Raw genomic sequence first — 23,392 nt, 5'->3', positions numbered from 1 at the left:
GGTATTATTCACTTAGGAATTCAAAAAATGAATCATTGTCAAACACGCCTTTTGATTTCAAATAATCTCTGGCTTTTTGCAGTTTATACAACTCCTCAGTTGTGTGAATTCGTTCCTGCATTAAGTGGGTTAATTTTATGGTTCCCCCAGTTATCACAAAACAATCCGAATCTATTCTTAAAGCATATAGTCGTAAATAGGATATTCTTCGTTTTCTAAGCGAAAGAACTTTTGGTGCAGACTCTAGGTTTACGAGTGGGACAAAAAACTGATCCAGGGATATTTCCGGGTTTTCGTGAATCTGAATCAGCAAATCCTGTAACATGTCAACACTATCTAATAGCTGTTCCGCCATACTACGCCAATCTAAATCTTTGGGTAAGTCCTGCCTGTTTTTGGTCAGAAATGCATATAAAAAACCAGGATTACTCCATAATTCCAATAACCGGTCCAACTCGTTCTCCTCAGAGCCCTCATATTGGAAAGCAAAAAGCCGATCAGCAAAAATAGAAACAATTTTCATAAAATCAACTTATAAGTTGATTAAGCATCATTAACCATGTTGAATACTTTTTAAAGTAAAGCATCTCCCCCGGTTTTTACAAGGGTTAAAAAACGGTATTTGGATATAGGAACTGTGTGGTGGATCCCAGGCGTCTGACCTTGGGTTCGGGCGTCTGACGTTTGCGATAGGTGAATTCATTGACCCTAAACGTCAGACGCCATTCCCAGGCTCCAAGGTGTCTGACATCTGGCATTAATGAATTCCGTAATTCTAGATGTCAGAAACCTTCCCCTACACCTTCACATACCACTTCTTCTTATCCATCCACCAGGCGATGGACCAGAAGAAGATGATCAGGATGACGGCATAGAGCAGGGAGCCGTTCTCGGGTTTGTCGCTGATGGGTTTGCAGATATGTTCGTAGAACCAGGGGAGGGGACTGGTAAACTTCGGTTGTCCCTCGGCGTTGAGTCCGTTCGGAATGCGGATCAGGGCCAGGGATTTGGGTACCAGTCCGCTCAGAAGGTAGATGAACAATGGGTTTTTGCCGAACACGTCGAAGAATTTGGCCGCCCGGCCCTTCCAGCCGCGGAATTCGATCAGTTGGATCAGTGTAGCCAGGACCATCGTGGCCAGTCCGCAGGTATAAAGCACGAAGGAGCTCGACCAGATCTTTTTGTTAATCGGGAAGGAGAGGTCCCAGGCCATGCCCGCCAGCCACAACACGAAGCCTGCCACGAAGAGGTTGGCCACCATTTCGGCCGTTTTGCCCTTCTGCTGGATATAATCCCCCACTAAAAACCCGAAGATCACCTGGGCGATGGAGGGGATGGTGCTGGCGAGTCCCTCCGGATCAAAAGGAACGCCTTCGCCCTTGTAAATATGTCCGTCGCCCAGCAAGGCGCGGTCGAGGTGGGTACCCCAGAAGCCCTCAAGGCTGAAAGGATCGGCGGGGTCGCCGGCCATGACTGTGATCACCCAGTAGCCCAGGAGCAGGAGGGTGGCCAGGTAGAAAGAGCTGCGGGCCTTGAAGAAATAGACCATCAGGGCGCCGAAAGTATAAGCCAGGGCGATGCGTTGCAGTACGCCGAAGATGCGGAGGGAGGAGAAGGATTTACCCACCAGTTCGCCGTCCTCCCAGCGAATGAACGGGAACCAGTTCAGGAGAATGCCGATCAGGAAGATCAGGAAGCCACGTTTCAGGATTTTGGTCAGGGCGGCGCTGCGGTCCATGGCCTGCATTTTCGGCATCACGAAGGCCAGGGCGTTGCCGACCGCGAAGAGGAAGAAGGGGAAAACCAGGTCGGTGGGGGTAACCCCGTGCCAGCTGGCGTGTTTCAGGGGGGAGAAGATATGGCTCCAGGAGCCGGGGTTGTTCACCATGATCATGAAGGCCACGGTAGCTCCCCGGAAAACGTCGAGGGAGTAGAATCGTTGGTTGCTACTAGTACTCAAAGCAATTGGTTTAGGGGCTTAATTTAGGATATTTCCGGAAATCATCCTTCGTTCATCTCGGCTTTATCCCGGCTTCTTCAAGGCTTTATCCCGGCCTTAACCTATACTCAGGGGCCGCTGCGGACCAACACAATACATATCTTCGCGGAAACAACACCATGACCTATATAGATCCCAGTTCGGTGGTAGATGCCGGGGCCCGTATCGGGGAAGGCACCAGGATCTGGCATTTTTGCCACCTGATGCCCGGCGCCGTGGTGGGGGAACGTTGTATTATCGGGCAGAACGTGTTCATTGACAACAATGTGGTGGTGGGGGATGGCTGCAAGATTCAGAACAATGTATCCTTATACAATGGCGTAACCCTGGAGCGGGATGTGTTTATCGGGCCATCGGTTGTTTTTACGAATGTGATCAATCCCCGGGCCTTTATTGAGCGTAAGGACGAGTTTAAGCCTACGCGGGTGGAGCGTGGGGCCAGTATTGGCGCCAATGCCACCATCATTTGCGGGGTGACCATTGGGGCTTATGCCCTGGTGGGGGCGGGGGCGGTGGTAACCAGGGATGTGCCGCCCTATGCGCTGGTGGTAGGTAACCCTGCAAGGCAAGTGGGTAAAGTGGATGAGAGGGGTGAGAATACCGGCAGCAATACAAAGTAGTTTTCCCCTATATTTGCGGCTTGGGAGATGAGGTACCTGGCATCTTTCGCGGACCCTTAAATTGAATTCCTGTGAGTGAAGAGCTGACCTTGTTAGCGAAATATAGTGTATTGTATTATATATAAGTCGAAGGCATCGGCAGCATTGTAAGTGCTGCCCTTGCCTTCGACTCTTTTTTTGGTTGTACTGGATAATTTTAGGGCGACTGGTAGTAGCAAACAAGGAGTGCTGACCTGGTGGAAAAGGTCTTGTTGATTTTTTTATGGCCAATCAATTTCCTGATTAATTTATTGATAATCAATCGTAAATTGAAAGGTCTGGCATGATAATGGCTTTTGCCGGAGGATGGTGAAAAAAAACTCGGCTGTGACTGAGGAAGCGAAGCTATGCCCAGTAAGGAACCTTTAAAACCATTTGTTGTGAGTACTGAGTTGAAGCCGAAAACCTGGTATGCATTGTATACCAAACCAAGGTGGGAAAAGAAAGTGCACGAGCTCATGCTTCGCAGGGGAGTGGAAAGTTATTGTCCCTTGAATAAAGTGCGCAGGAAGTGGAGTGATCGGTACAAGGTAATTGAAGAACCTTTGTTTAAGAGTTACCTGTTTGTTCATATTGCGGAGAACCAGAAGACAGAAGTAAGGTATGTGGATGGAGTGGTGAATTATGTATATTGGTTAGGGAAACCTGCCAAATTGAAAGCGGAAGAGATAGCCCGTATCAAGCGTTTTCTGGGGGAGCACACTGATGTAAAAGTGATTCAGGTATTGGAACCAAAACCGGGGGACAAAGTAATTATCACTTCGGGCGCCTTCATGGAAAATGAGGGCACCATCTTATCTGCCGATAAAAAATGGGTAGAAGTAAGGATCGACAGTCTGGGGTTCAAACTGGTAGCGCAGATGGAGAAGGAAAAGGTAATTGTAAAATCCTGATGTGGGTCTGGCAAACAAAAATGAAAAAACATTTCTCATATTTCCAACCATACAGCATGTTGAAAAAACTTATTCAGGGTGCAGCATTTCTAACTGCACTTTTTTTGTTAGTGGGATGTGGGGCGAGTAAGAAAAATCATGAGCAAAGATTGATTCTTCAGGGGATCGATTCCCTGAAAGACCCTTTGGTGGATGTTCCTGAAATGAAGATTCAGCAAGGGGACCTTCTTACCATTCTGGTATATAGCGATAGCAAAGAAGCTACCGAAATATTCAACCAGCCGCAGCAAGGAGGGGGCGGGGGAGCAAGTGGGGGAGGGGGTGGCGCTATCATGGCTTCTATGGGGCGAGGATATCAGGTGGATAAAAGGGGTGAAATTTATTTTCACAACATTGGTTTGATTAAGGCAGAGGGACTTTCCAAGCTTCAATTGGCTGAGACAATAAAAGAAAAACTGATGAAATACCTGCAGAGTCCTTACGTAACTGTAAGGTTCACTAATGCCAGAATCTCAGTTTTGGGAGAAGTTACCAAACCAGGCATAATTGAAATGCCTGATCAAAAGATGTCGATCCTTGATGCAATCGGATTTGCAGGTGATCTGACGCCTTTTTCCCGCAGGGATAATATTTTGCTGGTCAGGGAAGAAAATGGCAAAAGGGTTTACACCAGGATTGACCTTCAAAAAGCTGAAGTTTATAAATCGCCCTATTTTTACCTTCAACAAAACGACCTGGTTTATGTGGAGCCAACCCGTAAAAAGCCAACTGGCAGTGAGCAGGTCCTGATGCGTAATATTGCCATCGGTACAAGTATTATTTCAGTAGTTACCCTATTGGTAACATTAATTACACGATAACCATTTTTCTGTATGTCGAATACAAGATCAGCTGATTTCTCATTTTCGCTCAGGGAGTTTCTATTGTATTACCTGAGGTTTTGGCCCTGGTATTTACTCTCCCTGGCTTTGGCACTTGGTTCGGCATTCCTGTACCTCAGGTATAATGTACCCATATACAATGCCAATGCAACCTTGCTGGTCAAAAGCGAAGGCAATGGCGGCGGAGGAGATAAATTTGAAGACATGTTCTTCTTTAAAAAAGGAGATAACCTGGTAGATGAAATAGAGATCCTGAAATCAAGAAATATGGCCAGGCGGGTTGCAGGTGCCATGAACCTTCAAACCAGGTACTACGCCATTGGAAATGTGAAAACCACCCTGATCTATCCGTACTCACCTTTTAGCTTCGAAATTATTAAGAAGTCCGACAGTTCAAGAAGTATAAACCTAAAGCTGACACCTCTGAATGAGCATGAGTTCTTTCTGAACGATGACCAGGGCAAGAAGTACAACTATAATGCCCCTTTTCAGGTAGGAAACGATACCTATATTATAAAAAGGGTTGATAGCCTTCCTGGAACAAAGGAATTGCAGAACGAGGAATACCTGCTGGTGTGGGAACCGCTGGAATCAGCTTTGTGGCTGGTGAAAGGCGGCTTGAATATTGCCAAAGTGAAGGACGAATCCAACCTGTTGCAACTGTCCTATAATGGAATTCATACCGAATTGGGGAAGGAAATCCTACGTCAATTGGTGGTAGAATACCAGGAGGCTAGCGTGGAAGATAAAAACCAGATCGCTTCCCGCACCAATAATTTCATCAACGATCGCCTTGGAATCATTACCCGGGAACTAGGTGATGTGGAGAAAGACCTTCAAAGCTTTAAGCAAAAAAATAATCTGATCAATATTGAATCCCAGTCTGATAATTATTTAGGTGAAATATCCACGCTGGATAGGCAATTGACCGATCTCGAGGTTCGTTTAAATGTTATCAATTTCCTGCGGTCTTACCTCGAAAATTCAAAAAATGATTTTAATGTGGTTCCGACCACACTGGGAATAGATGAGCCAGCATTGGGCCAATTAGTTGCTGAATACAATACCTTGCAATTAAAGCGGGAAGCGGAACTAAAAACAACCACTGCAGAGAACCCTACCATTAAAATCCTGGACCAGCAGTTAAACAAACTTCGTCTGGATTTGAATGAAAACCTCCGCACAATATTTAGTTCAACTGACCTTACCAGGAAAAACCTGAGGTCAAAAAGCGAATCCTTTAAGTCCAGTATAACTTCCATGCCCTTAAAAGAGAAGGAATTGCTGGAAATCAAACGACAGCAGGGGATAAAGGAAGCTTTGTATTTGTACCTCCTGCAAAAGCGTGAGGAAACCGCGATTTCCCTGGCCTCTACCATTTCCAATTCCAAACTGATCGACTCGCCGATTGCCAGCAGTACACCGGTCAAGCCTGATCGTAAAAATATCCAGACCATCGCATTATTTCTTGGCTTGTTAGTACCTACCGCATTGATTTACCTGCGTGAGTTGCTGGATGATAAAATCGGCAGCCGAAAAGAAATTGAAAAGATGACAGATGCCCCAATCCTGGGTGAGATCGGGCATTCGAAAGCAGGGGAAACCCTTGTTGTCAGGCCCAATTCACGCAATGCCGTATCGGAACAGTTCCGTATGTTACGGAGTAATTTACAATATCTGCTTAATAATGTTGAGGGCACTCCGGTTATCATGACCACTTCCACTTTCAGCGGAGAGGGTAAATCATTTATTACCATTAATCTTGCCGCTGCATTGGCAATTTCAGGAAGGAAAACTGTTATCCTGGAATTCGATCTCAGGAAGCCTAAGATCATTAGCAACCTGGGATTGAAAAGGAGTGAAGGATTTACCAATTACCTGGTAGGAAATTTTAAGGCCGAATCTTTACCAATTTCTGTTCCGGGGGTAGAGAATTTATTTGTCATTCCATGCGGCGCTATTCCTCCCAATCCGGGTGAAATGCTGAGTGACCCAAAAGTGGACCAACTCTTCCGGTATCTTTCCCGTGAATTTGACGCGATTGTAATGGACACGGCTCCTGTAGGCCTCGTAAGTGATGCCCAGATATTGAGTAAATATGCAAGCTGCAGTTTATATGTAGTGAGATTGAATTATACCCTCAAAAAACAATTGCATTTTATTGAAGACCTGTATCGCGAAGAGAAATTACCAAAAATGGCATTGCTGGTGAATGATATCGATGAAAAAGCCTCTTATTACAGTTACGGAACTTATCATTATGGCTATGGTTATGGTTATGGCCGGGGTAATGAATATTTTGAACCAGAAGTGCACAAACCCTGGTGGAAATTCTGGGGCTAAACAAGGATTCCTGGCCGCCTTTGTATCGGCAGAAATAGTATAGTATGACGGAAATTTTAACGGAAAAAGTAGTTGCGGAAGAAAATTGGGATTTGGAGATCCGGCCGCAAAACAGTTTGTTCAATTTGCATTTGCGGGATGTATGGCAATACCGTGACCTTCTCCTGTTATTGGTCAGGCGCGACTTTGTGGCGTTTTATAAGCAAACCATTTTTGGCCCCTTATGGTTTTTTATTCAGCCCATTTTTACCACCATCATTTTTACTTTTGTGTTTGGACGGATGGCAGGTATCAGTACCGAAGGTGTTCCTCCTCCGCTTTTTTACCTTACCGGTACTGTTGCTTGGAATTATTTTTCGGAATGCCTCACCAAAACCAGTACGGTTTTCAGGGACAATGCCAGTATTTTCGGGAAGGTATATTTTCCCAGGCTGATCATGCCTTTAAGCATTGTTATCTCCAACCTGGTTAAGTTCAGCGTGCAGTTCCTGCTATTTTTACTCATGTTGGCCTGGTATAAAGTGGATGGCCTAATCCTTAATACCAATTATTATATTCTGTTGTTTCCGGTAATTATCCTTTTAATGGCCATGCAGGGCCTGGGCTGGGGGCTGATCGTTACTGCATTGACCACTAAGTACCGGGACCTTGCATTTTTGGTAGCTTTCGGAGTGCAGTTGATCATGTATGCAACTCCAGTGATCTACCCTCTGTCCTCGGTTCCGGAAAAACATCGTTACCTGATTGAATTAAACCCGCTGACCGGCCTGATTGAAACTTTCCGGCATGGTTTCCTGGGCACCGGCCAGTTTTATGGACAGGCTTTCGGATATAGTATTATAATGTCTGTAATTGTTTTCATTGCCGGACTGATCATTTTTAATAAGGTGGAGAAGAATTTTGTGGATACTGTCTGATCAGACAGGTAGTTATTTTTTCATTCAAATCAATTTAAATGCCTGTTGCTATAAAGGCTGAAAATATTTCAAAGGCTTACCAGTTGGGTGAGTTTAGTACCGGAACACTTTCCCAGGACATTGAAAGAGCCTGGTATCGGTTTCGTGGAAAAGAGGATCCATTCCTGAAAATTGGCGAGACCAATGACCGCACCATGAAGGGTGAAAGTAATATAGTCTGGAGTTTGAGGGATATCAACTTTGAGATCAACCAGGGAGATGCGGTAGGGATTATCGGGAGAAACGGAGCGGGGAAGAGTACGCTATTGAAATTGCTGAGCAGGGTAACCACGCCTACAACCGGATCAATAAAAGTAAGGGGAAGAATTGCCAGCTTGCTCGAAGTGGGGACGGGTTTTCACCCTGAATTGACGGGCAGGGAAAATATTTTCCTGAATGGGGCCATCCTGGGTATGCGGAAGCATGAGATAAAAAAACGCTTTGACGAGATCGTTGATTTTGCCGGGGTGGAAAGATACCTGGATACGCCAGTAAAGAGATATTCTTCAGGAATGTATGTGCGCTTGGCATTTGCTGTGGCAGCACATCTTGAAAGTGAAATCCTGGTTGTCGATGAGGTGCTGGCAGTAGGGGATGCCGAGTTTCAAAGCAAATGTTTAGGGAAAATGGGTGATGTGAGCAAAGGAGAAGGAAGGACTGTTCTGTTTGTAAGTCATAATATGGCTTCAATTCAGCAGCTATGTAATAAGGGGATTTTATTATTGAATGGGAAACTTGTTGATAGCGGAGATACTGAAAGTATCATTAAACACTATTTAAAGTTAAGTGCCAACAATTCATTGATTACCCAAAATAATATTGAGATAGATGAAAATACTGTCCTTGAGGAGTTTAAACTGACAGAGAATATCCGACAATTTGAAAAGATTGAATTTGTATTAAAGATTTCATCAAATTTGGCAGGCAATGTAAAGGATTTAAAATTAGTTCTTGAAAGTGAATTCGGGGAAAGAGTATGTGTTGTTGACTTAAGGGGTGAGTATGTTGAGAATAGGAATGAACATGGTGCTGTAATTGTGATAAAAGGTAGACTGGTAAACGTACCCTTATTACCTGGTATGTATAGTGCTGGTATTTACATTGAAACGACACTATTGAAGCGCGATATAATGCCATTGGGCGTTTTTGAAATATTAAACGAAAATCAATTCGGGGAACAATATTCCAGAAAATTGACCGGGCATATTAGTATTAATTTGGAAGTATGATTGTTATGAAGTTTAAGTCAATTGCACAAAAGTTCCTTTATCGAATATTTGATAATTATCTACAATCAAAAATAAATTATCAAATTGGACCTATTCAAAAAGGCAGGAACTTCAAATTATATCATCCAGTATTTATTGGCTTTCCGGAAAAGATTAAAGTTGGTGACAATGTAGTAATAAACGCATTTGTTCACATCTGGGCTGGCGGTGGCATTGAAATAGGGGATAATGTTATGATTGCATCTCATTGTGCAATAACATCAACGACCCATAATACAAATTCGACTCTATTTAATGATGAAAATATTCACCAAAAAATAATTATTGGTTCGAATGTTTGGATTGGCGCACATTGTGTTATTGTTCCTGGTATTACAATTGGTGATAATGTAGTGATTGGCGCTAATTCTTTTGTAAATCGTGATTTAGAAGCAAATGCTGTTTATGTAGGTAGCCCGGCAAAAAAAATCAAGGCAATCGAAAGATAAATTATACCGTAGTGACTTCCTTTCCAAAAATTACTGTCATCACTCCAAGTTATAATCAAGGAGATTTTATTGAGGATACCATTTTATCAGTGCTTTCCCAGAACTATCCTTCTCTGGAATATATTATTATTGATGGCGGTAGTAAAGACCAGACTTGTAGTATCATAGAAAAATATTCTAATAAAATTGCATACTGGATAAGTGAGCCAGATAAAGGACAGACGCATGCAATCAATAAAGGCTTGTCAAAAGCAACTGGAGATATAATTGCCTATTTGAATTCAGACGATACGTATTGTCCGGGTACCCTGAAAGCGGTTGCGGCAGCTTATAATAAACATCCCGATGCAGGGCTGTTCCACGGAACCTGTAACTTTATTGAGGCCGATGGTTCTTTCCGGAGTGCACATACGGCATCCATAAAAAACTTTCAGGAAGTGGTAGATATCTGGGGGTATTGGTGGAATAAAAAACAGTTTGTCCAGCCGGAAGTATTCTGGACTAGGAAAGTTCTGGAAAAGGTAGGTGGCTTTAATGAAGATCTGTATTTCGTCATGGATGTGGATTTTTGGATACGGACACTGAAAGAAGGATTCGGTGTGGTTACCATTCCTCAGCCATTAGCCAATTTTCGTTTTCATGAACAACAAAAATCCGGTTTGGCAGAGCGTTCTGCTGCCGAACTCCAATATATTTTAAGGCCCTACTTATATGATATTGCCAGTCCCCTGCCTTCCGGATTAAGGCGGCAATTATGTGGAAACTGGGTTTTTGATAATAAACTTCTGCCCATAATAAAATCAAACCAGTCCAGGACTGGTAGGTATTGGAATGTGTTGCGTTCCCTTGTGGCTAACCCTGTTTTATTTGAATCTCCGAGATTCAGAAAACATCTAAAAACAGTATTTCATTTTGATAATTGAAAAGTTAAAATTCTATTACAAGCACAAATGGCTTCCACGCCGGAATAAGCGCCTGGCGGAGAATATACACAACAGTGCCCCGGTTCTTACAGATGACGCTTCAAAAGCCGAGATCCATGTACTCACCTCAAGTAAGGACTACCTGATGTTGCTCTGGGCATTAAAGTCATTTTATCATGTTTCAGGAAAGCGCTATCCCTTGGTAATCCATGATGATGGAAGCCTGGGGGATGCTGAGGCGGACGTGTTAATGAAACATTTTCCCAATGCGCGGTTGATCAAAAAGGCTGAGGCAGATGCGGAAATAAAGAAAGCCCTGGTTAATTACCCTAAAAGCCTTGAATTCAGGTTTTCAAATCACCTGGCTCCAAAGGTCTTTGACTTTTTTCATTTTGCCAGCAGGGAAAGGATATTGCTGATGGACAGTGATGTGCTTTTTTTTGAAAAGCCTGAAGTGCTTATAAACAGGATTGAAGATGCTGATTATTTAAAGAATTCAGTAAATGCAGATGTTGCAGACGCCTATACGATTGATCCTGCAATAGCGACTGAACAGTTGGGAGTAATCATCCCAAGTCGGTTCAATTCCGGCCTGGGGCTGATCCACCGGCAAAGTCTCGCACCCGGGGTGGTGGAAGATTTATTGGCCCTGCCTGGTATTATTGGGCATTTCTGGCGCATAGAACAAACCATTTACATGCTTTGCAGTGCCAAATGGGGTTGCGAATTATTGCCGCAAGAATACAATGTTCACCTTGGTTCAGGCATTAAAGGTCCGGTCCGGCACTATGTAGGCGCCGTCAGGCAACAGTTTTATGATGAAGGAATCAAAACTTTGTTGAACAGATTAACGAGGAGGTCATAGGTGCGGGTGCTGATGCTGCCTGATTACAGGAAAGATAATCCATACCAGGAGTTGCTCGCAATTCAGATGGAGCGTAATGGTGACCAGGTTGTTTTCCCTTCAGGGTATAAAAGAGTTTTTCCGCTGTTCAGGGCTATACGTTCCCAAGGGGGTGAGCAATTACATTTACACTGGCCTGATCCCTACTTTAAAGGTCAATACGCAGTAGTTAAGTTTTTGTACGGTATAAAATTTCTGATTGATATCCTGTTGATCCGAATTTCCGGGGTCAAAGTAGAATGGACTGTCCATAATATAGTCTCACATAATTCTCGTTTCCCTGAAATAGAAAAGTTTGTTTACCATTTGTTATCCAAAATAGTAAGCAAGATAATGGTGCATGATACGTCAGTGAAAAATCAGGTCAAACTGGAGTATCGGGTAAAAGGTACAAAAATTGAAATAATTGAGCACCCGTCTTATGAAATCCTATATCCAAAACCATGGCCTGGCAGGGACGCTGCAAGACTTGAACTTGGGATTGATTCAGACAAAATTGTGTTTCTTCATTTAGGTATGATAAGTCCTTATAAAGGAACTTTGGAGTTAATTGAATTCTGGAGGGAGAAATATCATTCATCTTCTGAAGTGTATTTACTATTAGCTGGAAAAGCTATAAATGAGGATTTTAGGAGCCAGGTAGTGCAAGCTATTAGTGATTCAGCGAATATAAAGTGGGATCAGGGTTTTGTAAGCCATGAGATGATCCCGAATTATTTTCAGGCTGCAGATGCGGTAGTTGTGCCCTATAAAAAAATCACAACATCAGGCAGCAGGATTCTGGCCAGAGATTTCGGAAAAATTTCAATCGAATCATTGGATGGAATTCATGAGTTTATCGAAAATATTGGTAGCCAGCAAAAAGGCTGAAAATGCTATTGTCCCTTTTAATGTTTGACTAGATGAGTGAATTGGTTTCTATACTTATACCTTGTTTCAATGCAGAAAGGTTTATCAAACAAGCCATTGAAAGTGCCTTGTATCAAACTTATTCCAATACTGAAGTAATTGTTATAGATGATGGCTCAACAGATAATAGCCTGGAAATTATTAAGTCATTTGGAGACAAAATCAATTGGCAAACGCGCGCGAATAAAGGAGGTAATTATACCCGTAATGAATTATTGAGCAAAGCAGCAGGAGAATGGATACAGTACCTAGATGCAGATGATTACCTATTGTCAGATAAACTTGAGCACGACATAGGCTTTATTAATAATTCCGGCAATAGACAAATTGATTGCCTTTATGGGCCATCTTTAATTGAAGAAACAATTGATAAAAAAAATAGCCGGTATGTATTGCCGGTAAAATATCCTGAAGATCCGCTGGTTAGCCTCTTTTGTTGGGATATGCCACAGACTAATACGATGCTTTTCAGAAAGTCTAGTTTAATTGCTGCTGGTGGCTGGAACAACGACCAGAAAGTCTGCCAGGAACATGAATTGTATTTTCGCCTCTTGAAATCAGGGGCAAGCTTTCAGGCTCATGTAAAAGAGGGAAGTGTTTACCGAATTTATTCAAGTGAAACTGTTTGCAGACGTGACCCGGTTTTTACCTATCAGAATCGGATTAAAATAATGAATGATCTGGCTGATTATGCCATTGAAAAGAAATTGCTTACTCCTGATAGGAAATCAATTATGGGAAATCAATTTTGGCAAATTGCCAGGGATGTCTGGCAGTTTGATAAGAACTGGGCGGAAAGTATTTCCAAATCAGTAAAATCAAAATTTGGGCAGCCCCAATACAATGATATACTTTCCGGGAAGTTCGTTTTTCTGAGTCGTTTGGTTGGATTTAATTGTGCAGAAAGAATAGCTGAATTTATTCGATGAAGCCTTTTTTTTCCATAATTATTCCGGCTTTCAATAGTGGTAAAACAATTTCACACACTCTGGAAAGTATTGAAAAGCAAACATTCCGTGATTTTGAGGTGATTGTTGTTGATGACGGTTCAACAGATAATACCCGTCAAAAAGTGGAAAAGTTTGGTTTTGTTAATTACCTGTGGCGAATTAATGCTGGGCCCGGTGCTGCAAGGAATTTTGGTGCCAGGATATCCAAGGGGCGTTATTTAGTTTTTGTCGATGCTGATGATATTTTACTGCCATGGGCATTGAGTCTTTATTTCCAGATTATAAGTAAAGTAGGAGAGGTTTCATTATTTGGCGGGCAAGTGATAGCCTTTTCCAATCAGGAACATCTAAAGGATTTAAACGAAGAAAATCGTGATATAAGGGTCTATTCCAATTATTTTGAAGCTTCAAAGAATGGCATATTTGTTGGGGCAGGGATGCTTGGTATAGAGTCTGGTGTTTTTTCTCAGACAGGTGGATTTAATGAAAAGGAATTTGTTGCAGAAGATATTGACCTGACTTACAGGATAGGCAATTTGCCGGGTTTTTTCTTTGTGAACAGGCCGTACATTATTGGCTATCGCGAAGTTGCAGATTCGCTTTCCAGAAATCCACTCCGGGTTTATAAAGGCCTGAGGTTTGTATATGCACAAGTTAGTGAAAAAAAATACCCTGATGATAGTTATAGTCGAAATTCACTGGCATTCATTTTAGCCCAGCACTCCAGGTCCAACTCTCTTGCCTTAAAGAAACAAGGTTACTATAAGGAGGCATTCTGGCTATATAAGAGAAACATGCTAACTAATTTACGTTATTTAAAGTTTAAATACATAATAGGATTTTGGTTTTATTAAATTATTATAAAAGCATTGCAAATCGCTTGCGAAGAATTTTCTTAAAACTTCGTGGGGTCAGCATAAAATCAAAGTCTTTTATTGCTGCCGGTGTATCGATTCCTCGGTTCCCTTCCAATGTAGAGATTGGAAAAAATACTTTTATTGATGAAAAGGCAACATTGCTTATAAGCGCTGTCAATGTAAACAGTGCGGGAAAAATAATCGTAGGTGACAATGTTTATATTAACCGCTTTTTTTTTGCTGATTGTATGGAGCAGATTATTATTGGGGACGGTTGTATGATTGGCCCTTATGTATATATCACAGATGGAGACCATAATTTTAAAGGCAACAATGAATTGCGAAACTCAGGAATGGTAACAGCGAAAGTTGTAATTGGAAAGAATGTTTGGATAGGGGCTCATGCAGTTATTTTGAAAGGAGTTTCGATTGGTGATAATGCTGTTATAGCGGCAGGTGCAGTTGTTACTAAAGATGTTCTGACCAATACAGTAGTTAAGGGCATTCCTGCAAAATGACGTAAAGAATATTTGTATTGATTTTTTAATATGGTAATAGTTGAATGATAATTCGAATCCTTTATTAATTACATATTAGGAACAGTTTAGATTATTATTGACCCAGTCTTAGGATAATTACAAACAATATTACCATTTCCATTATTTTATGTCCATAAATTTCCGCGGATGAATCGATTCGATACCAAATGAATTAATATATCCTAAACTATTCTTACGATTATTGTCGGATACGTATTGCTGGTTTTAGTTGAGAACTGTTTTTTTGATTTTTGGTATTCCGCTCTTTTGGGGCAATGAATTCAAATTATTTATTGCCATGGTGGAATTCTAAATAATTTAAAATTTCAATTTGCGGATAGCTCTTTTATAAAACAAGAATCAATAAAACAAATCAAACGGCGAAAGATAATTTGGACTGAATTGATAAATTCGAGAATACGTATAGTGTAATTCTAATATTAGTATGTTATTTAATTCATTACATTTTGCTATATTTTTACCAATTGTATTTGCCTTATATTGGTTCTTCACAAAAAGAAATCTGAGGGGGCAAAATTTATTATTACTTATCGCTAGTCTATATTTCTATGGTTGTTGGGATTATCGCTTCCTTTTCTTACTAGTTTTTTCTATTCTCCTTGATTATTTTTCTGGCATTCAAATTAGTGTTGCCAGGAGTAAGTATTCCAAACGATTCTGGCTATGGCTCAGCATAAGTATTAATTTGGGGTTCTTGGGAATTTTTAAATATTACAATTTTTTTGTAGAGTCATTTTCTCAAGGACTTTCTTTGGTAGGTTTAAATATGAATCCGAGAAGTTTGCAGGTAATATTGCCTGTTGGTATTTCCTTTTATACGTTTCATGGCCTTTCATATGTAATAGATATTTATAAAGACAAGATTGCCCCTGAGAAAAATTTAGTTGACTATTCGTTATTTGTTAGCTTTTTCCCGTTATTAGTGGCAGGTCCAATTGAAAGAGCAACGCATTTACTTCCTCAAATTAAAAAGGAAAGACAATTTGTATATGGTCAATCAGTCGATGGACTTAAACAGATTCTCTGGGGGTTATTTAAAAAAATTGTTATTGCTGACAATTGTGCAATTTTTGCAGATGAAATTTTTAATAATTCGTCAAACTATTCAGGCAGTGTTTTGTTATTAGGTGCCTTATATTTTACTATTCAAATCTATGGCGACTTTTCAGGTTATTCAGATATTGCACTAGGCACAGCAAGACTTTTTGGATTTGACCTGTTGCGTAATTTTTCATATCCATATTTTTCAAGAGACATTGCTGAATTTTGGCGTAGATGGCATATTTCGCTTTCAACATGGTTTCGCGATTATCTATATATTCCTTTAGGGGGGAGTAAAGGGGGAGCATTGAATAGAATTAGAAACACTTTTTTAATTTTTATCGTAAGTGGATTTTGGCATGGATCAAATTGGACTTTTATTTTTTGGGGGTTTCTAAATGCATTGTTTATTATGCCTTCAATTCTATTTAAAACCAATCGTGATAATTTAAATATTGTTGCTCAGGGGAAATTATTGCCTTCAGTTGGAGAAACCTTTAATATTTTGACAACCTTCCTGTTAACAGTTTTTGCCTGGATTTTTTTTAGGTCGGAAAATATTCTGCAAGCATTTCAGATTATAACAAGAATCTTTTCAAAATCCTTGCTCTCGCTGCCTTATTTTGAAGGTATTGGGATGTCTGTGACTACCCTGATATTTACAGTTATTTTTTTCTTTGTGGAATGGTTAGGAAGAGAACATCAATTTGCAATTCAGAAACTACAAATTGGAAATTCTAGATTTATCCAATGGTCTTTTTACTATTTGATTATTATTTGTATACTTTTTTACGCTAGTTCGTCCACCGAAAAACAATTTATCTATTTTCAGTTTTGAATTCAATGACTTTTTTTTTAAGAAAACTATTACTATTTGCATCGCCTTTTCTTATTCTTATAATACTATTTTTTGGAAGTTATTTGTATTGGGATCCTTTTAGAGTTGTATATGGATATGATGATTTTTCTAATCTAAATGTGTTGCCAAGTAGAGATTATATTTCTACCGAGACATTTATAAGAAATCGAAAAAAGTATAATTACGACTCATTCATATTTGGGACATCACGCACATTGGCATTTCGACCTGAGGAATGGAAAAAATACCTTAATGAAAAAACTAGTCCGTTTATGTTTGATGCTTCTAATGAAAATCTTTATGGTATTTATATTAAACTAAAGTATTTAGATTCAATAAATGTTAATGTGAAAAATGTCCTTTTAATTTTTTGCAGGAATGCTTCTTTTCGAGAAAAAGATATGGATGGACATTTGTATGTTAGGCACCCAGAAACTTCTAACATCTCATGGATTGAGTTTCACAAATCATTTCTAAATGCTTATGGAAATCTGGATTTTTTATATTCATTTTATTCATTTAAGTTAACTGGCAAATATCATGATTGGATGAAATCATATATTCAACAAAGTAAAGTTTCGGTAGATTTTGTTACAAATAGGGTCACATTAGTTGACCGTGAAAAAGCTATTATAAATAATCCCGATAAATATTATAGTGATAATAATATTTTTTACGATAGAGGTAAAGAACAGATGGATTCAATTCAAAGAATTAACGGGAAGCAAATATTTTATTTGGCAGAGATTAAAAGAATACTTGAAAAGCATAAATCAAATTATAAAATTGTTCTTAGCCCCCTTTATGAACAAATTAAGTTTTCAAAAGCTGATATTAAAGTTCTAAATGAAATATTTCCTAATAAAGTATATGATTTTTCTGGGGTAAATTCTTTTACAAATTCTATCACAAACTATTATGAATCTAGTCATTTTAGGATCAATGTTGGTGATTCAATAATGGCCAGAATATATACGCAATAGTTTTTGATTAACTTAAAATAATCCTTTTGTGCAAAGTGGTTCTGGAAAATTGGGTACTGTTGAAATGATCAGAGGCATTGCGGCTTTGTCTGTATGTCTTTTTCATTTCCAGGCTAATATGCAGGTTTCCGGACTGGAACAGAAATATTTCAATAAACTTCAATTGGTTCTGGGTTCTATATTTTCCTACGGCCATCTGGGGGTTCAGGCGTTTTTTGTCCTGTCTGGATTTATAATACCATATTCGATGGTAAAGGCTGGTTATAATTTGAGTGATTTTTTTCGGTTCTTTGCGCGACGTTGCGCCCGAATTGAGCCACCCTATATCATATCAATTTTATTGGCCATTGCTTTGTATTACCTTTCATCATTGGCTCCCGGATTTAAGGGCAAACCGTTTGATATTGGTTTGGGGAATTTTCTATCCCACCTGGGTTACCTTCCGGAACATCTTGGATATGATTGGATTTTACCCGTTTACTGGAGCCTGGAAGCGGAGTTTCATTTTTATATCCTGATCGGTCTTATACTACCATTTGTCTGGAAATCACAGAAAGCATTATTTCTTTTCTTTGCAATCGGGCTTATACTGAGCTTATTTATCCCATTGTATGTTATTAAGTTCATGCCATTTTTTGTTATGGGCATTGCTACCTGCGCGTTCAAAGTGAAAAAAATTAAATCTGCCGGTTATTGGTCTGCCTTAATTTTGGCCGCTGTTACTTGTTTGGTACAGGGCCTTGAAATGACTGCACCGCTTGTTGGTGTATTTACTTCGATTTTGGTGACCTATTTTAAAATTGAAAACCGTGTCACTGTTTTTCTGGGTACCATTTCATTTTCACTATACCTGATCCATGTACCTATTGGAGGTAGGATAATTAATTTACTTAGCAGGTATATTAGTGCTCCCTGGCAGATCTGGATATTATGGACCCTTGCATTGGGTGTCACGATCCTGGCATCATACCTGTTCTTTTTATTGATAGAGAGGCCGGCTATGAGGCTGAGTAAGCGGATTGTTTATTCTAATGCTCAATCCAGGCCTGAAAAAATACTGAGCACAACGAATTAATATAAATGATTGATACTAGGCAGTTTTCTGTTATTATACCCACCTGGAATCGCGGCGAATTGCTGAAAGTTACATTGGGGAAATTGAGAGCGTATCCTCAGTTCATTGCAGAGATACATGTTTATGTGGATGGCGGTGATGAAGCCACTATCAGTTTCCTTGGTAATCAATTTCCTGAAGTCCATTTTTTTCAGGGTCAGAAAAATATTGGTCCCGGAGGAGGGAGAAATGTTTTGTTGTCAAAAGCACAGAGCCCCTTTATTTTGAGTCTGGATGACGATTCTTATCCGGTTTCTGCAGGCTTTTTTGAACGGGTATTGGACAGCCTGGAAAAATATCCAACAGCCGGACTGCTTGCCTGTCAGATCTATCACAAATTTGAAGAGACTCCTGCATGGGTTGACCAGGTCAAACAAAAAGCTGTTTTTGAGGGATGTGGTTGTATATATCGAAAAATTGCTTTAAAAGGAGTGCCTGGTTATGTTCCTGTGCAATGGGCGTATGGCGTTGAGGAGCAGGATCTCGCGCTGCAATTAATAGATAAAGGCTGGGATATTTTCCTTGACAAATCCCTGGTGGTCTTTCATAATACAGACCTGGGTCACCATAATGACCCTAAAAAAAATGCCGCTGCTATTGCCAACCGTGCACTTCTGGCATACCTCAGGTTTCCCGCCAGGTATACCTGGTTGGGTTTGGCCATGTTTTTCAACCGGATTTACTGGGCACTTAAAAACTCACGAAGCAAGGGCGTACTGAAAGGTATTCTAATGACCCCCAGCCTTCTATTTCAATACCGTCATTTAAGAGTTCCTGTTACTGCAAGTACCATTAGAAAATGGAGGAAGATTGAACAAGGATAAGGGCAAAATAATCTGCTTTCAAATAGGTGCAAGGGAGCACTATGCACTTCCCCGCGGGTTTCACCAACAGGGCAGGCTTGCAGCCATGGTAACTGATTTTCTGTATCCTGATCTGCCTGGTGTACTTAAACCAATAATGAACGGTCCGACTTTCAAGTCATTGCAGCTCAGGGATCACCCTGATCTGGGCAAAATGCCTGCAGTGTCTTTTGCAACGAAAGCATTACTTTTTGAACTTGGGGCAAAATTAAAGAAACAGCAGGGCTGGGATTTGATAATGGCCCGTAACAAATGGTTTGGAAGGATGGCTGCCGCATGGTTGGAAGACTATTTGCGCAAAGCCAATCACAAGCCAGTTGTTTTTTCATATTCTTATTCGGCGCTGGAGATATTTAAGGTCGCCAGGAAATATGGATGTACTACCGTCCTGGGACAAATTGACGGAGCCATGGCAGAGGAAGATATTGTCAGGAAGGAAAGCGAATTGTTCCCTGAATTTAAAGAAGGATTTGCAACCATTCCATCTGTTTATTGGGAACATTGGCGTCAGGAAGTACATCTGGCTGATTATGTAGTGGTCAATTCCGCCTGGAGTAAAAATCTGGCATTGGAGAATGGGGTTTCGGAAAATAAACTGTTTGTTGCCCCCCTTGCCTATGAATCAGGCGAGGCTGAAACGTCAAAGGGTATAAGAAAAAACGGGTTTCAAACCCCTTTAAAAGTTCTTTACCTTGGAACCTTGACCCTTCGGAAAGGACTTGCCCGGTTATTGAATGTTGCCAAATTGCTGGAAGGATTTCCAATTGAGTTTACTATTGCCGGAGGAAGTTCATTGGTGGTTCCCGATCGCTTTAAAAATTTGTCCAATGTTAAATTTACCGGAAAGATAGAAAGGGACCTGACCAATGAGCTTTACAGGGAACACCATGTGTTTATTTTTCCCACTTTGTCGGACGGCTTCGGAATGACCCAGTTGGAAGCCCTTTCCAATGGTTGTTACCTGGTAGTATCTCCTTATTGCGGAGAGGTGGTGGATTCACCTGACCGTGGTATTGTTGTTGATCCCTATGACGCTGAAAATATGGCCGAAACACTTCGTCAACTGGCAACAAATGAAAGCAAGGTTTGGCATTTGCCTGACAGTGATATGGTTTCTGGTCGTTTTTCCATCAATAATGTTTGTTCTTTATATCCATAATCCTTGAAAACTCTTTTAACATGTACCTGCGATTTTTCATTTTCTTGTCTTGTAGCCTTCTATTTACACTTAACACCTATACCCAGAATTTAAAAGTGGCTTATAACGCTTCAGTAGGAATCAGTAAGATATCCTACAAAGAGGAGGTTATTCTCGATGTATATAAAAATATTGGCCAGCCATTCAGGGCGGAAGGGTATAAGATAATTAAAAGAGGCGGTGAAACTGTTTTTGCATATTCCCACCTGCGTAAGAAACACTGGGATAATGCCAATAAAAAAATTACGTTTATATATGATTGGGGAAGTTATTCCTGCCAATATATTCAAAAGGGCGACAGCCTGTATTTCAATATTCAGATGGTCAATACCCATCCTTCTGATACTTTTGCCGGAGTTGGTACACGCCTGGTAACAACTGCACTGGGTGAACTTCCTTCCAATTTCAAACAGGGGGTACATTACAATGGTAATAATATTCAAAGTCCGGCCATTGTAAAAGCTGTTTGTAAGAATTTTCAAATGGTTGTTGAAAATCCCGATGCCCGTAATTATGCTTATGCCGGTTTGGTTTCTTATGGTAAGAACAACGGCTATAGTATTGCGACAGGGAACCGCCCCATTGGCGGAATAACCGGCTTTGATCAGGCAAGTGAACTCAGGTTGGCTCCGGGTAAAACAGCCGCGATGACCCTTGTGGTTAAGTTCGTAAAGCCTGGCACATCAATAGAGGTGGTAAATGCAAAATTGATCAGTGATTACCGGAGGGAAAGACCACAGTTGATCAGGTGGCAAGACAAAAGGCCAATCGGTTCATTGTTCCTGGCATCCTACTCCAGGGATGGAAAAGAAAAAGGTAACCCCCGCAATTGGGTTTTTTCGCCGTCCTTTCAGAAAGGGAAGGGAGAACAGAAATTCATCGATTTTAAAAAAGACCTGATTAATTATGCAGATCGCTCCATTTCAATCCTGAAAAAAATGGGAGCGCAGGGTATGATCACATGGGATATTGAGGGCCAGGAATTTCCTCATGCCATTACCTATATCGGTGCGCCGGAATTACTTGAAAAGATGGCGCCTGAAATGAATAAAGTGATTGATGACTATTTCAGGCGGTTCTCCGATGCCGGGTTTGGAACCGGTATCTGTATCAGACCTGATTCAGTTATAATAAATGTAAAGAGTGGCAAAGTTTACCATGTTGCAGTAAAAGACCCGGCATATACCCTGATAAGAAAAATTAGGTATGCGCAAAAACGTTGGGGCAGTACCTTGTTTTATGTTGATTCCAATGTAGAGCCCAATGGAGGCCCGATGCCGGCTAGAATATTTGAGCAGGTTGCACGTGCCTGTCCGGATGCGCTGGTTATGCCTGAGCACATTACACTTGAGTATTATCGGTTTACAGCTCCTTACCGTGAAATGCGCAGTAATATTTTCCTGGTCAATGAAGCCGTGAAATCAATCTACCCGAACGCCTTCCTGGTTTTGAATACCGCAGATGGCATTAATCGTAAAAGGATGACGGATGAAGCGTTATTGGAGTTGTTAAAAAGCTCAAAGGAGCAGGGAAATATTTTCCTCTTTCGGGCATGGTATAGTGATCAGCCCATACAGGATTATATCATGAGGACCATGGAGAATAAAACGAATCAAAAGGATGGGAATCGCTAAGCCTGTATTATACTTTTACACCAATATGCCAACTCCTTACCAGTTGGATTTTTTTGGAGCACTGAAACATTACTTCGATCTGACAGTTGTTTATTTTACGGATCGGGAAAGTGACCGGCAATGGGAGCTTGCTTCAACTGGTGATGGTTACAGGACCATAGTTCTGAAAAATGGCTGGTTGGCAGGATTGGTGCAGAAATTCAAGCCGTCCTTTCATTTTGCCAAAGGCATAAAAAAAAATGTAGCGGATGCCCAGGCTGATTTTATTATTATAAATGGGACATACTGGAGTCCCAATGTGATATATAGTCTGAATATGGCTGCCCGGAAAGAAATCCGGGTAGCATTTTGGAGTGAACCTGTTTTTCCTGTCAATTCAAAACTGAAAAAATGGGTAAAGTCCTTATTGCTGGGGCCGGTGAAAAAGCATGCCGATATGTTGCTTGCTATAGGTGAAAAGGCGGAAGAGTGTTACAGATGGTACGGATTTTCCAAACCTATTCACAACATACCCTATAATATTGATACAGGACTTTTTAAAGAAGCGAATCTCGATCCGGCAGTGCTGGATGATCTTAGGAATACTTACAAATCAAACGGTGAATTGATATTCTTAAGCTCCGGTTCCCTGATTCATAGAAAAGGTATGGACCTGATTATTAATGCCTTTAAAGTTTTGGATCCAGGGATAAATGCCAGGTTGCTTATAATCGGAGATGGGCAGGAGAAGGCAGCATTACAGGAACTTGCGGCAGGAAATGGCAGGATACATTTTTTAGGTTTCCAGGATAAACATATCATCCCTTATTGGTTTAACCTTTGTGAAGTGTTTGTTTTTGCCAGTAGGTACGATGGCTGGGCGCTTGTTATTAACGAAGCAATGGCATCAGGCAAGGCCATAATATGTGCCAATAGTGTCGGTGCAGCATATAATAGCCTGGTTGACGGGAAAAATGCACTGATAGTTGAATCGGAAGATGTGGCGGGCTTTGCAACGGCCATGCACGAGTTACTGATAAATAAGGCACTTAGGGATCATTTAGGAAAAGAGGCATTTATAACAGGAGAAGGAATTTCATCAGAATCGATGGCAAAGAAACTCTATGACATTTATCAATTGGGTAAATAATAACATATTCATTCTGGCAC

Annotated in this window: 22 protein-coding genes; 20 read left to right on the top strand and 2 right to left on the bottom strand. The window is 40.8% G+C overall.

Features of this window, described 5'->3' with window-relative positions; translation table 11 throughout:
* Positions 1 to 4: 4 nt before the first annotated feature.
* A complete protein-coding gene (locus BC349_RS08770; protein WP_187256370.1) occupies positions 5 to 523 on the bottom strand; it encodes a hypothetical protein in 519 nt (172 codons plus the stop codon).
* A 273-nt stretch (positions 524 to 796) separates the two neighbouring features.
* Positions 797 to 1,960 (bottom strand): acyltransferase family protein, encoded by a 1,164-nt coding sequence (locus BC349_RS08765; RefSeq protein ID WP_246456865.1) that lies wholly within the window; start codon positions 1,958 to 1,960, stop codon positions 797 to 799.
* A gap of 158 nt (positions 1,961 to 2,118) precedes the next feature.
* On the opposite strand from BC349_RS08765, the gene BC349_RS08760 reads away from it, so the two are divergent.
* The 20 genes from BC349_RS08760 (at position 2,119) to BC349_RS08665 (ending at position 23,372) form a co-directional block, all read left to right on the top strand.
* On the top strand, positions 2,119 to 2,619 hold the full coding sequence (locus BC349_RS08760) for an acyltransferase (RefSeq protein WP_187256369.1): 501 nt from the start codon (positions 2,119 to 2,121) through the stop codon (positions 2,617 to 2,619).
* A gap of 419 nt (positions 2,620 to 3,038) precedes the next feature.
* A complete protein-coding gene (locus tag BC349_RS08755) occupies positions 3,039 to 3,551 on the top strand; it encodes a UpxY family transcription antiterminator (RefSeq protein WP_343063675.1) in 513 nt (170 codons plus the stop codon).
* A 56-nt stretch (positions 3,552 to 3,607) separates the two neighbouring features.
* The gene (locus tag BC349_RS08750; RefSeq protein ID WP_187256367.1) at positions 3,608 to 4,411 is read left to right on the top strand and encodes a polysaccharide biosynthesis/export family protein; all 804 of its coding nucleotides are present in this window, start codon (positions 3,608 to 3,610) and stop codon (positions 4,409 to 4,411) included.
* A 12-nt stretch (positions 4,412 to 4,423) separates the two neighbouring features.
* A complete protein-coding gene (locus BC349_RS08745) occupies positions 4,424 to 6,775 on the top strand; it encodes a GumC family protein (RefSeq protein WP_187256366.1) in 2,352 nt (783 codons plus the stop codon).
* Between the two features lie 44 nt (positions 6,776 to 6,819).
* Positions 6,820 to 7,692, top strand: a complete 873-nt coding sequence (locus tag BC349_RS08740; protein WP_187256365.1) for an ABC transporter permease — start codon at positions 6,820 to 6,822, stop codon at positions 7,690 to 7,692.
* 38 nt (positions 7,693 to 7,730) lie between these two features.
* On the top strand, positions 7,731 to 8,960 hold the full coding sequence (locus BC349_RS08735) for an ABC transporter ATP-binding protein (RefSeq protein ID WP_187256364.1): 1,230 nt from the start codon (positions 7,731 to 7,733) through the stop codon (positions 8,958 to 8,960).
* Positions 8,957 to 9,448 carry an acyltransferase gene (locus BC349_RS08730; protein WP_187256363.1) on the top strand — a complete coding sequence of 164 codons (492 nt, stop codon included), beginning with the start codon at positions 8,957 to 8,959 and terminating at the stop codon, positions 9,446 to 9,448. The genes BC349_RS08735 and BC349_RS08730 overlap by 4 nt, the downstream gene beginning before the upstream one ends.
* Before the next feature lie 11 nt (positions 9,449 to 9,459).
* Positions 9,460 to 10,371: a glycosyltransferase gene (locus BC349_RS08725; protein ID WP_187256362.1), complete on the top strand. Its 912-nt coding sequence runs from the start codon at positions 9,460 to 9,462 to the stop codon at positions 10,369 to 10,371.
* Positions 10,361 to 11,236 (top strand): hypothetical protein, encoded by an 876-nt coding sequence (locus BC349_RS08720; RefSeq protein WP_222840125.1) that lies wholly within the window; start codon positions 10,361 to 10,363, stop codon positions 11,234 to 11,236. The genes BC349_RS08725 and BC349_RS08720 overlap by 11 nt, the downstream gene beginning before the upstream one ends.
* A 12-nt stretch (positions 11,237 to 11,248) precedes the next feature.
* Positions 11,249 to 12,145, top strand: a complete 897-nt coding sequence (locus tag BC349_RS08715) for a glycosyltransferase (RefSeq protein WP_187256361.1) — start codon at positions 11,249 to 11,251, stop codon at positions 12,143 to 12,145.
* A gap of 32 nt (positions 12,146 to 12,177) precedes the next feature.
* The gene (locus BC349_RS08710; protein WP_187256360.1) at positions 12,178 to 13,113 is read left to right on the top strand and encodes a glycosyltransferase; all 936 of its coding nucleotides are present in this window, start codon (positions 12,178 to 12,180) and stop codon (positions 13,111 to 13,113) included.
* Positions 13,110 to 13,988 (top strand): glycosyltransferase family 2 protein, encoded by an 879-nt coding sequence (locus BC349_RS08705; RefSeq protein WP_187256359.1) that lies wholly within the window; start codon positions 13,110 to 13,112, stop codon positions 13,986 to 13,988. Before BC349_RS08710 ends, BC349_RS08705 begins: the two co-directional genes overlap by 4 nt.
* Positions 13,976 to 14,509 carry an acyltransferase gene (locus tag BC349_RS20105; RefSeq protein ID WP_281384565.1) on the top strand — a complete coding sequence of 178 codons (534 nt, stop codon included), beginning with the start codon at positions 13,976 to 13,978 and terminating at the stop codon, positions 14,507 to 14,509. Before BC349_RS08705 ends, BC349_RS20105 begins: the two co-directional genes overlap by 13 nt.
* Before the next feature lie 466 nt (positions 14,510 to 14,975).
* Positions 14,976 to 16,430, top strand: coding sequence for an MBOAT family O-acyltransferase (locus tag BC349_RS08695; protein WP_187256358.1), 1,455 nt, complete (start codon positions 14,976 to 14,978; stop codon positions 16,428 to 16,430).
* 293 nt (positions 16,431 to 16,723) lie between these two features.
* Complete coding sequence (locus tag BC349_RS08690) at positions 16,724 to 17,434, top strand: hypothetical protein (RefSeq protein ID WP_187256357.1); 711 nt, start codon at positions 16,724 to 16,726, stop codon at positions 17,432 to 17,434.
* Between the two features lie 64 nt (positions 17,435 to 17,498).
* Positions 17,499 to 18,509, top strand: a complete 1,011-nt coding sequence (locus tag BC349_RS08685) for an acyltransferase family protein (RefSeq protein WP_187256356.1) — start codon at positions 17,499 to 17,501, stop codon at positions 18,507 to 18,509.
* A 5-nt stretch (positions 18,510 to 18,514) separates the two neighbouring features.
* The gene (locus tag BC349_RS08680; protein ID WP_187256355.1) at positions 18,515 to 19,372 is read left to right on the top strand and encodes a glycosyltransferase family 2 protein; all 858 of its coding nucleotides are present in this window, start codon (positions 18,515 to 18,517) and stop codon (positions 19,370 to 19,372) included.
* Positions 19,359 to 20,570 (top strand): glycosyltransferase family 4 protein, encoded by a 1,212-nt coding sequence (locus tag BC349_RS08675; RefSeq protein ID WP_187256354.1) that lies wholly within the window; start codon positions 19,359 to 19,361, stop codon positions 20,568 to 20,570. Before BC349_RS08680 ends, BC349_RS08675 begins: the two co-directional genes overlap by 14 nt.
* Positions 20,571 to 20,665: 95 nt before the next feature.
* Positions 20,666 to 22,243, top strand: coding sequence for a hypothetical protein (locus BC349_RS08670; RefSeq protein WP_187256353.1), 1,578 nt, complete (start codon positions 20,666 to 20,668; stop codon positions 22,241 to 22,243).
* Positions 22,244 to 22,421: 178 nt separating this feature from the next.
* Positions 22,422 to 23,372, top strand: a complete 951-nt coding sequence (locus tag BC349_RS08665; protein WP_187256352.1) for a glycosyltransferase family 4 protein — start codon at positions 22,422 to 22,424, stop codon at positions 23,370 to 23,372.
* Positions 23,373 to 23,392 lie beyond the last annotated feature (20 nt).

It is taken from the genome of Flavihumibacter stibioxidans (assembly GCF_014332695.1).
Classification (GTDB): domain Bacteria; phylum Bacteroidota; class Bacteroidia; order Chitinophagales; family Chitinophagaceae; genus Flavihumibacter; species Flavihumibacter stibioxidans.
This window is presented reverse-complemented; position numbering and strand designations above follow the sequence as displayed.

Bases quoted from the DNA above. Each gene is read 5' to 3' on its own strand.
- BC349_RS08740 (WP_187256365.1), top strand. From the start codon at position 6,820: ATGACGGAAATTTTAACGGAAAAAGTAGTTGCGGAAGAAAATTGGGAT.
- BC349_RS08705 (WP_187256359.1), top strand. From the start codon at position 13,110: ATGAAGCCTTTTTTTTCCATAATTATTCCGGCTTTCAATAGTGGTAAA.
- BC349_RS08690 (WP_187256357.1), top strand. From the start codon at position 16,724: ATGTTTGATGCTTCTAATGAAAATCTTTATGGTATTTATATTAAACTA.
- BC349_RS08745 (WP_187256366.1), top strand. From the start codon at position 4,424: ATGTCGAATACAAGATCAGCTGATTTCTCATTTTCGCTCAGGGAGTTT.
- BC349_RS08695 (WP_187256358.1), top strand. From the start codon at position 14,976: ATGTTATTTAATTCATTACATTTTGCTATATTTTTACCAATTGTATTT.
- BC349_RS08750 (WP_187256367.1), top strand. From the start codon at position 3,608: ATGTTGAAAAAACTTATTCAGGGTGCAGCATTTCTAACTGCACTTTTT.
- BC349_RS08710 (WP_187256360.1), top strand. From the start codon at position 12,178: ATGAGTGAATTGGTTTCTATACTTATACCTTGTTTCAATGCAGAAAGG.
- BC349_RS08770 (WP_187256370.1), bottom strand. From the start codon at position 523: ATGAAAATTGTTTCTATTTTTGCTGATCGGCTTTTTGCTTTCCAATAT.
- BC349_RS08685 (WP_187256356.1), top strand. From the start codon at position 17,499: ATGATCAGAGGCATTGCGGCTTTGTCTGTATGTCTTTTTCATTTCCAG.
- BC349_RS08760 (WP_187256369.1), top strand. From the start codon at position 2,119: ATGACCTATATAGATCCCAGTTCGGTGGTAGATGCCGGGGCCCGTATC.
- BC349_RS08680 (WP_187256355.1), top strand. From the start codon at position 18,515: ATGATTGATACTAGGCAGTTTTCTGTTATTATACCCACCTGGAATCGC.
- BC349_RS08735 (WP_187256364.1), top strand. From the start codon at position 7,731: ATGCCTGTTGCTATAAAGGCTGAAAATATTTCAAAGGCTTACCAGTTG.
- BC349_RS08730 (WP_187256363.1), top strand. From the start codon at position 8,957: ATGATTGTTATGAAGTTTAAGTCAATTGCACAAAAGTTCCTTTATCGA.
- BC349_RS08715 (WP_187256361.1), top strand. From the start codon at position 11,249: ATGCTGCCTGATTACAGGAAAGATAATCCATACCAGGAGTTGCTCGCA.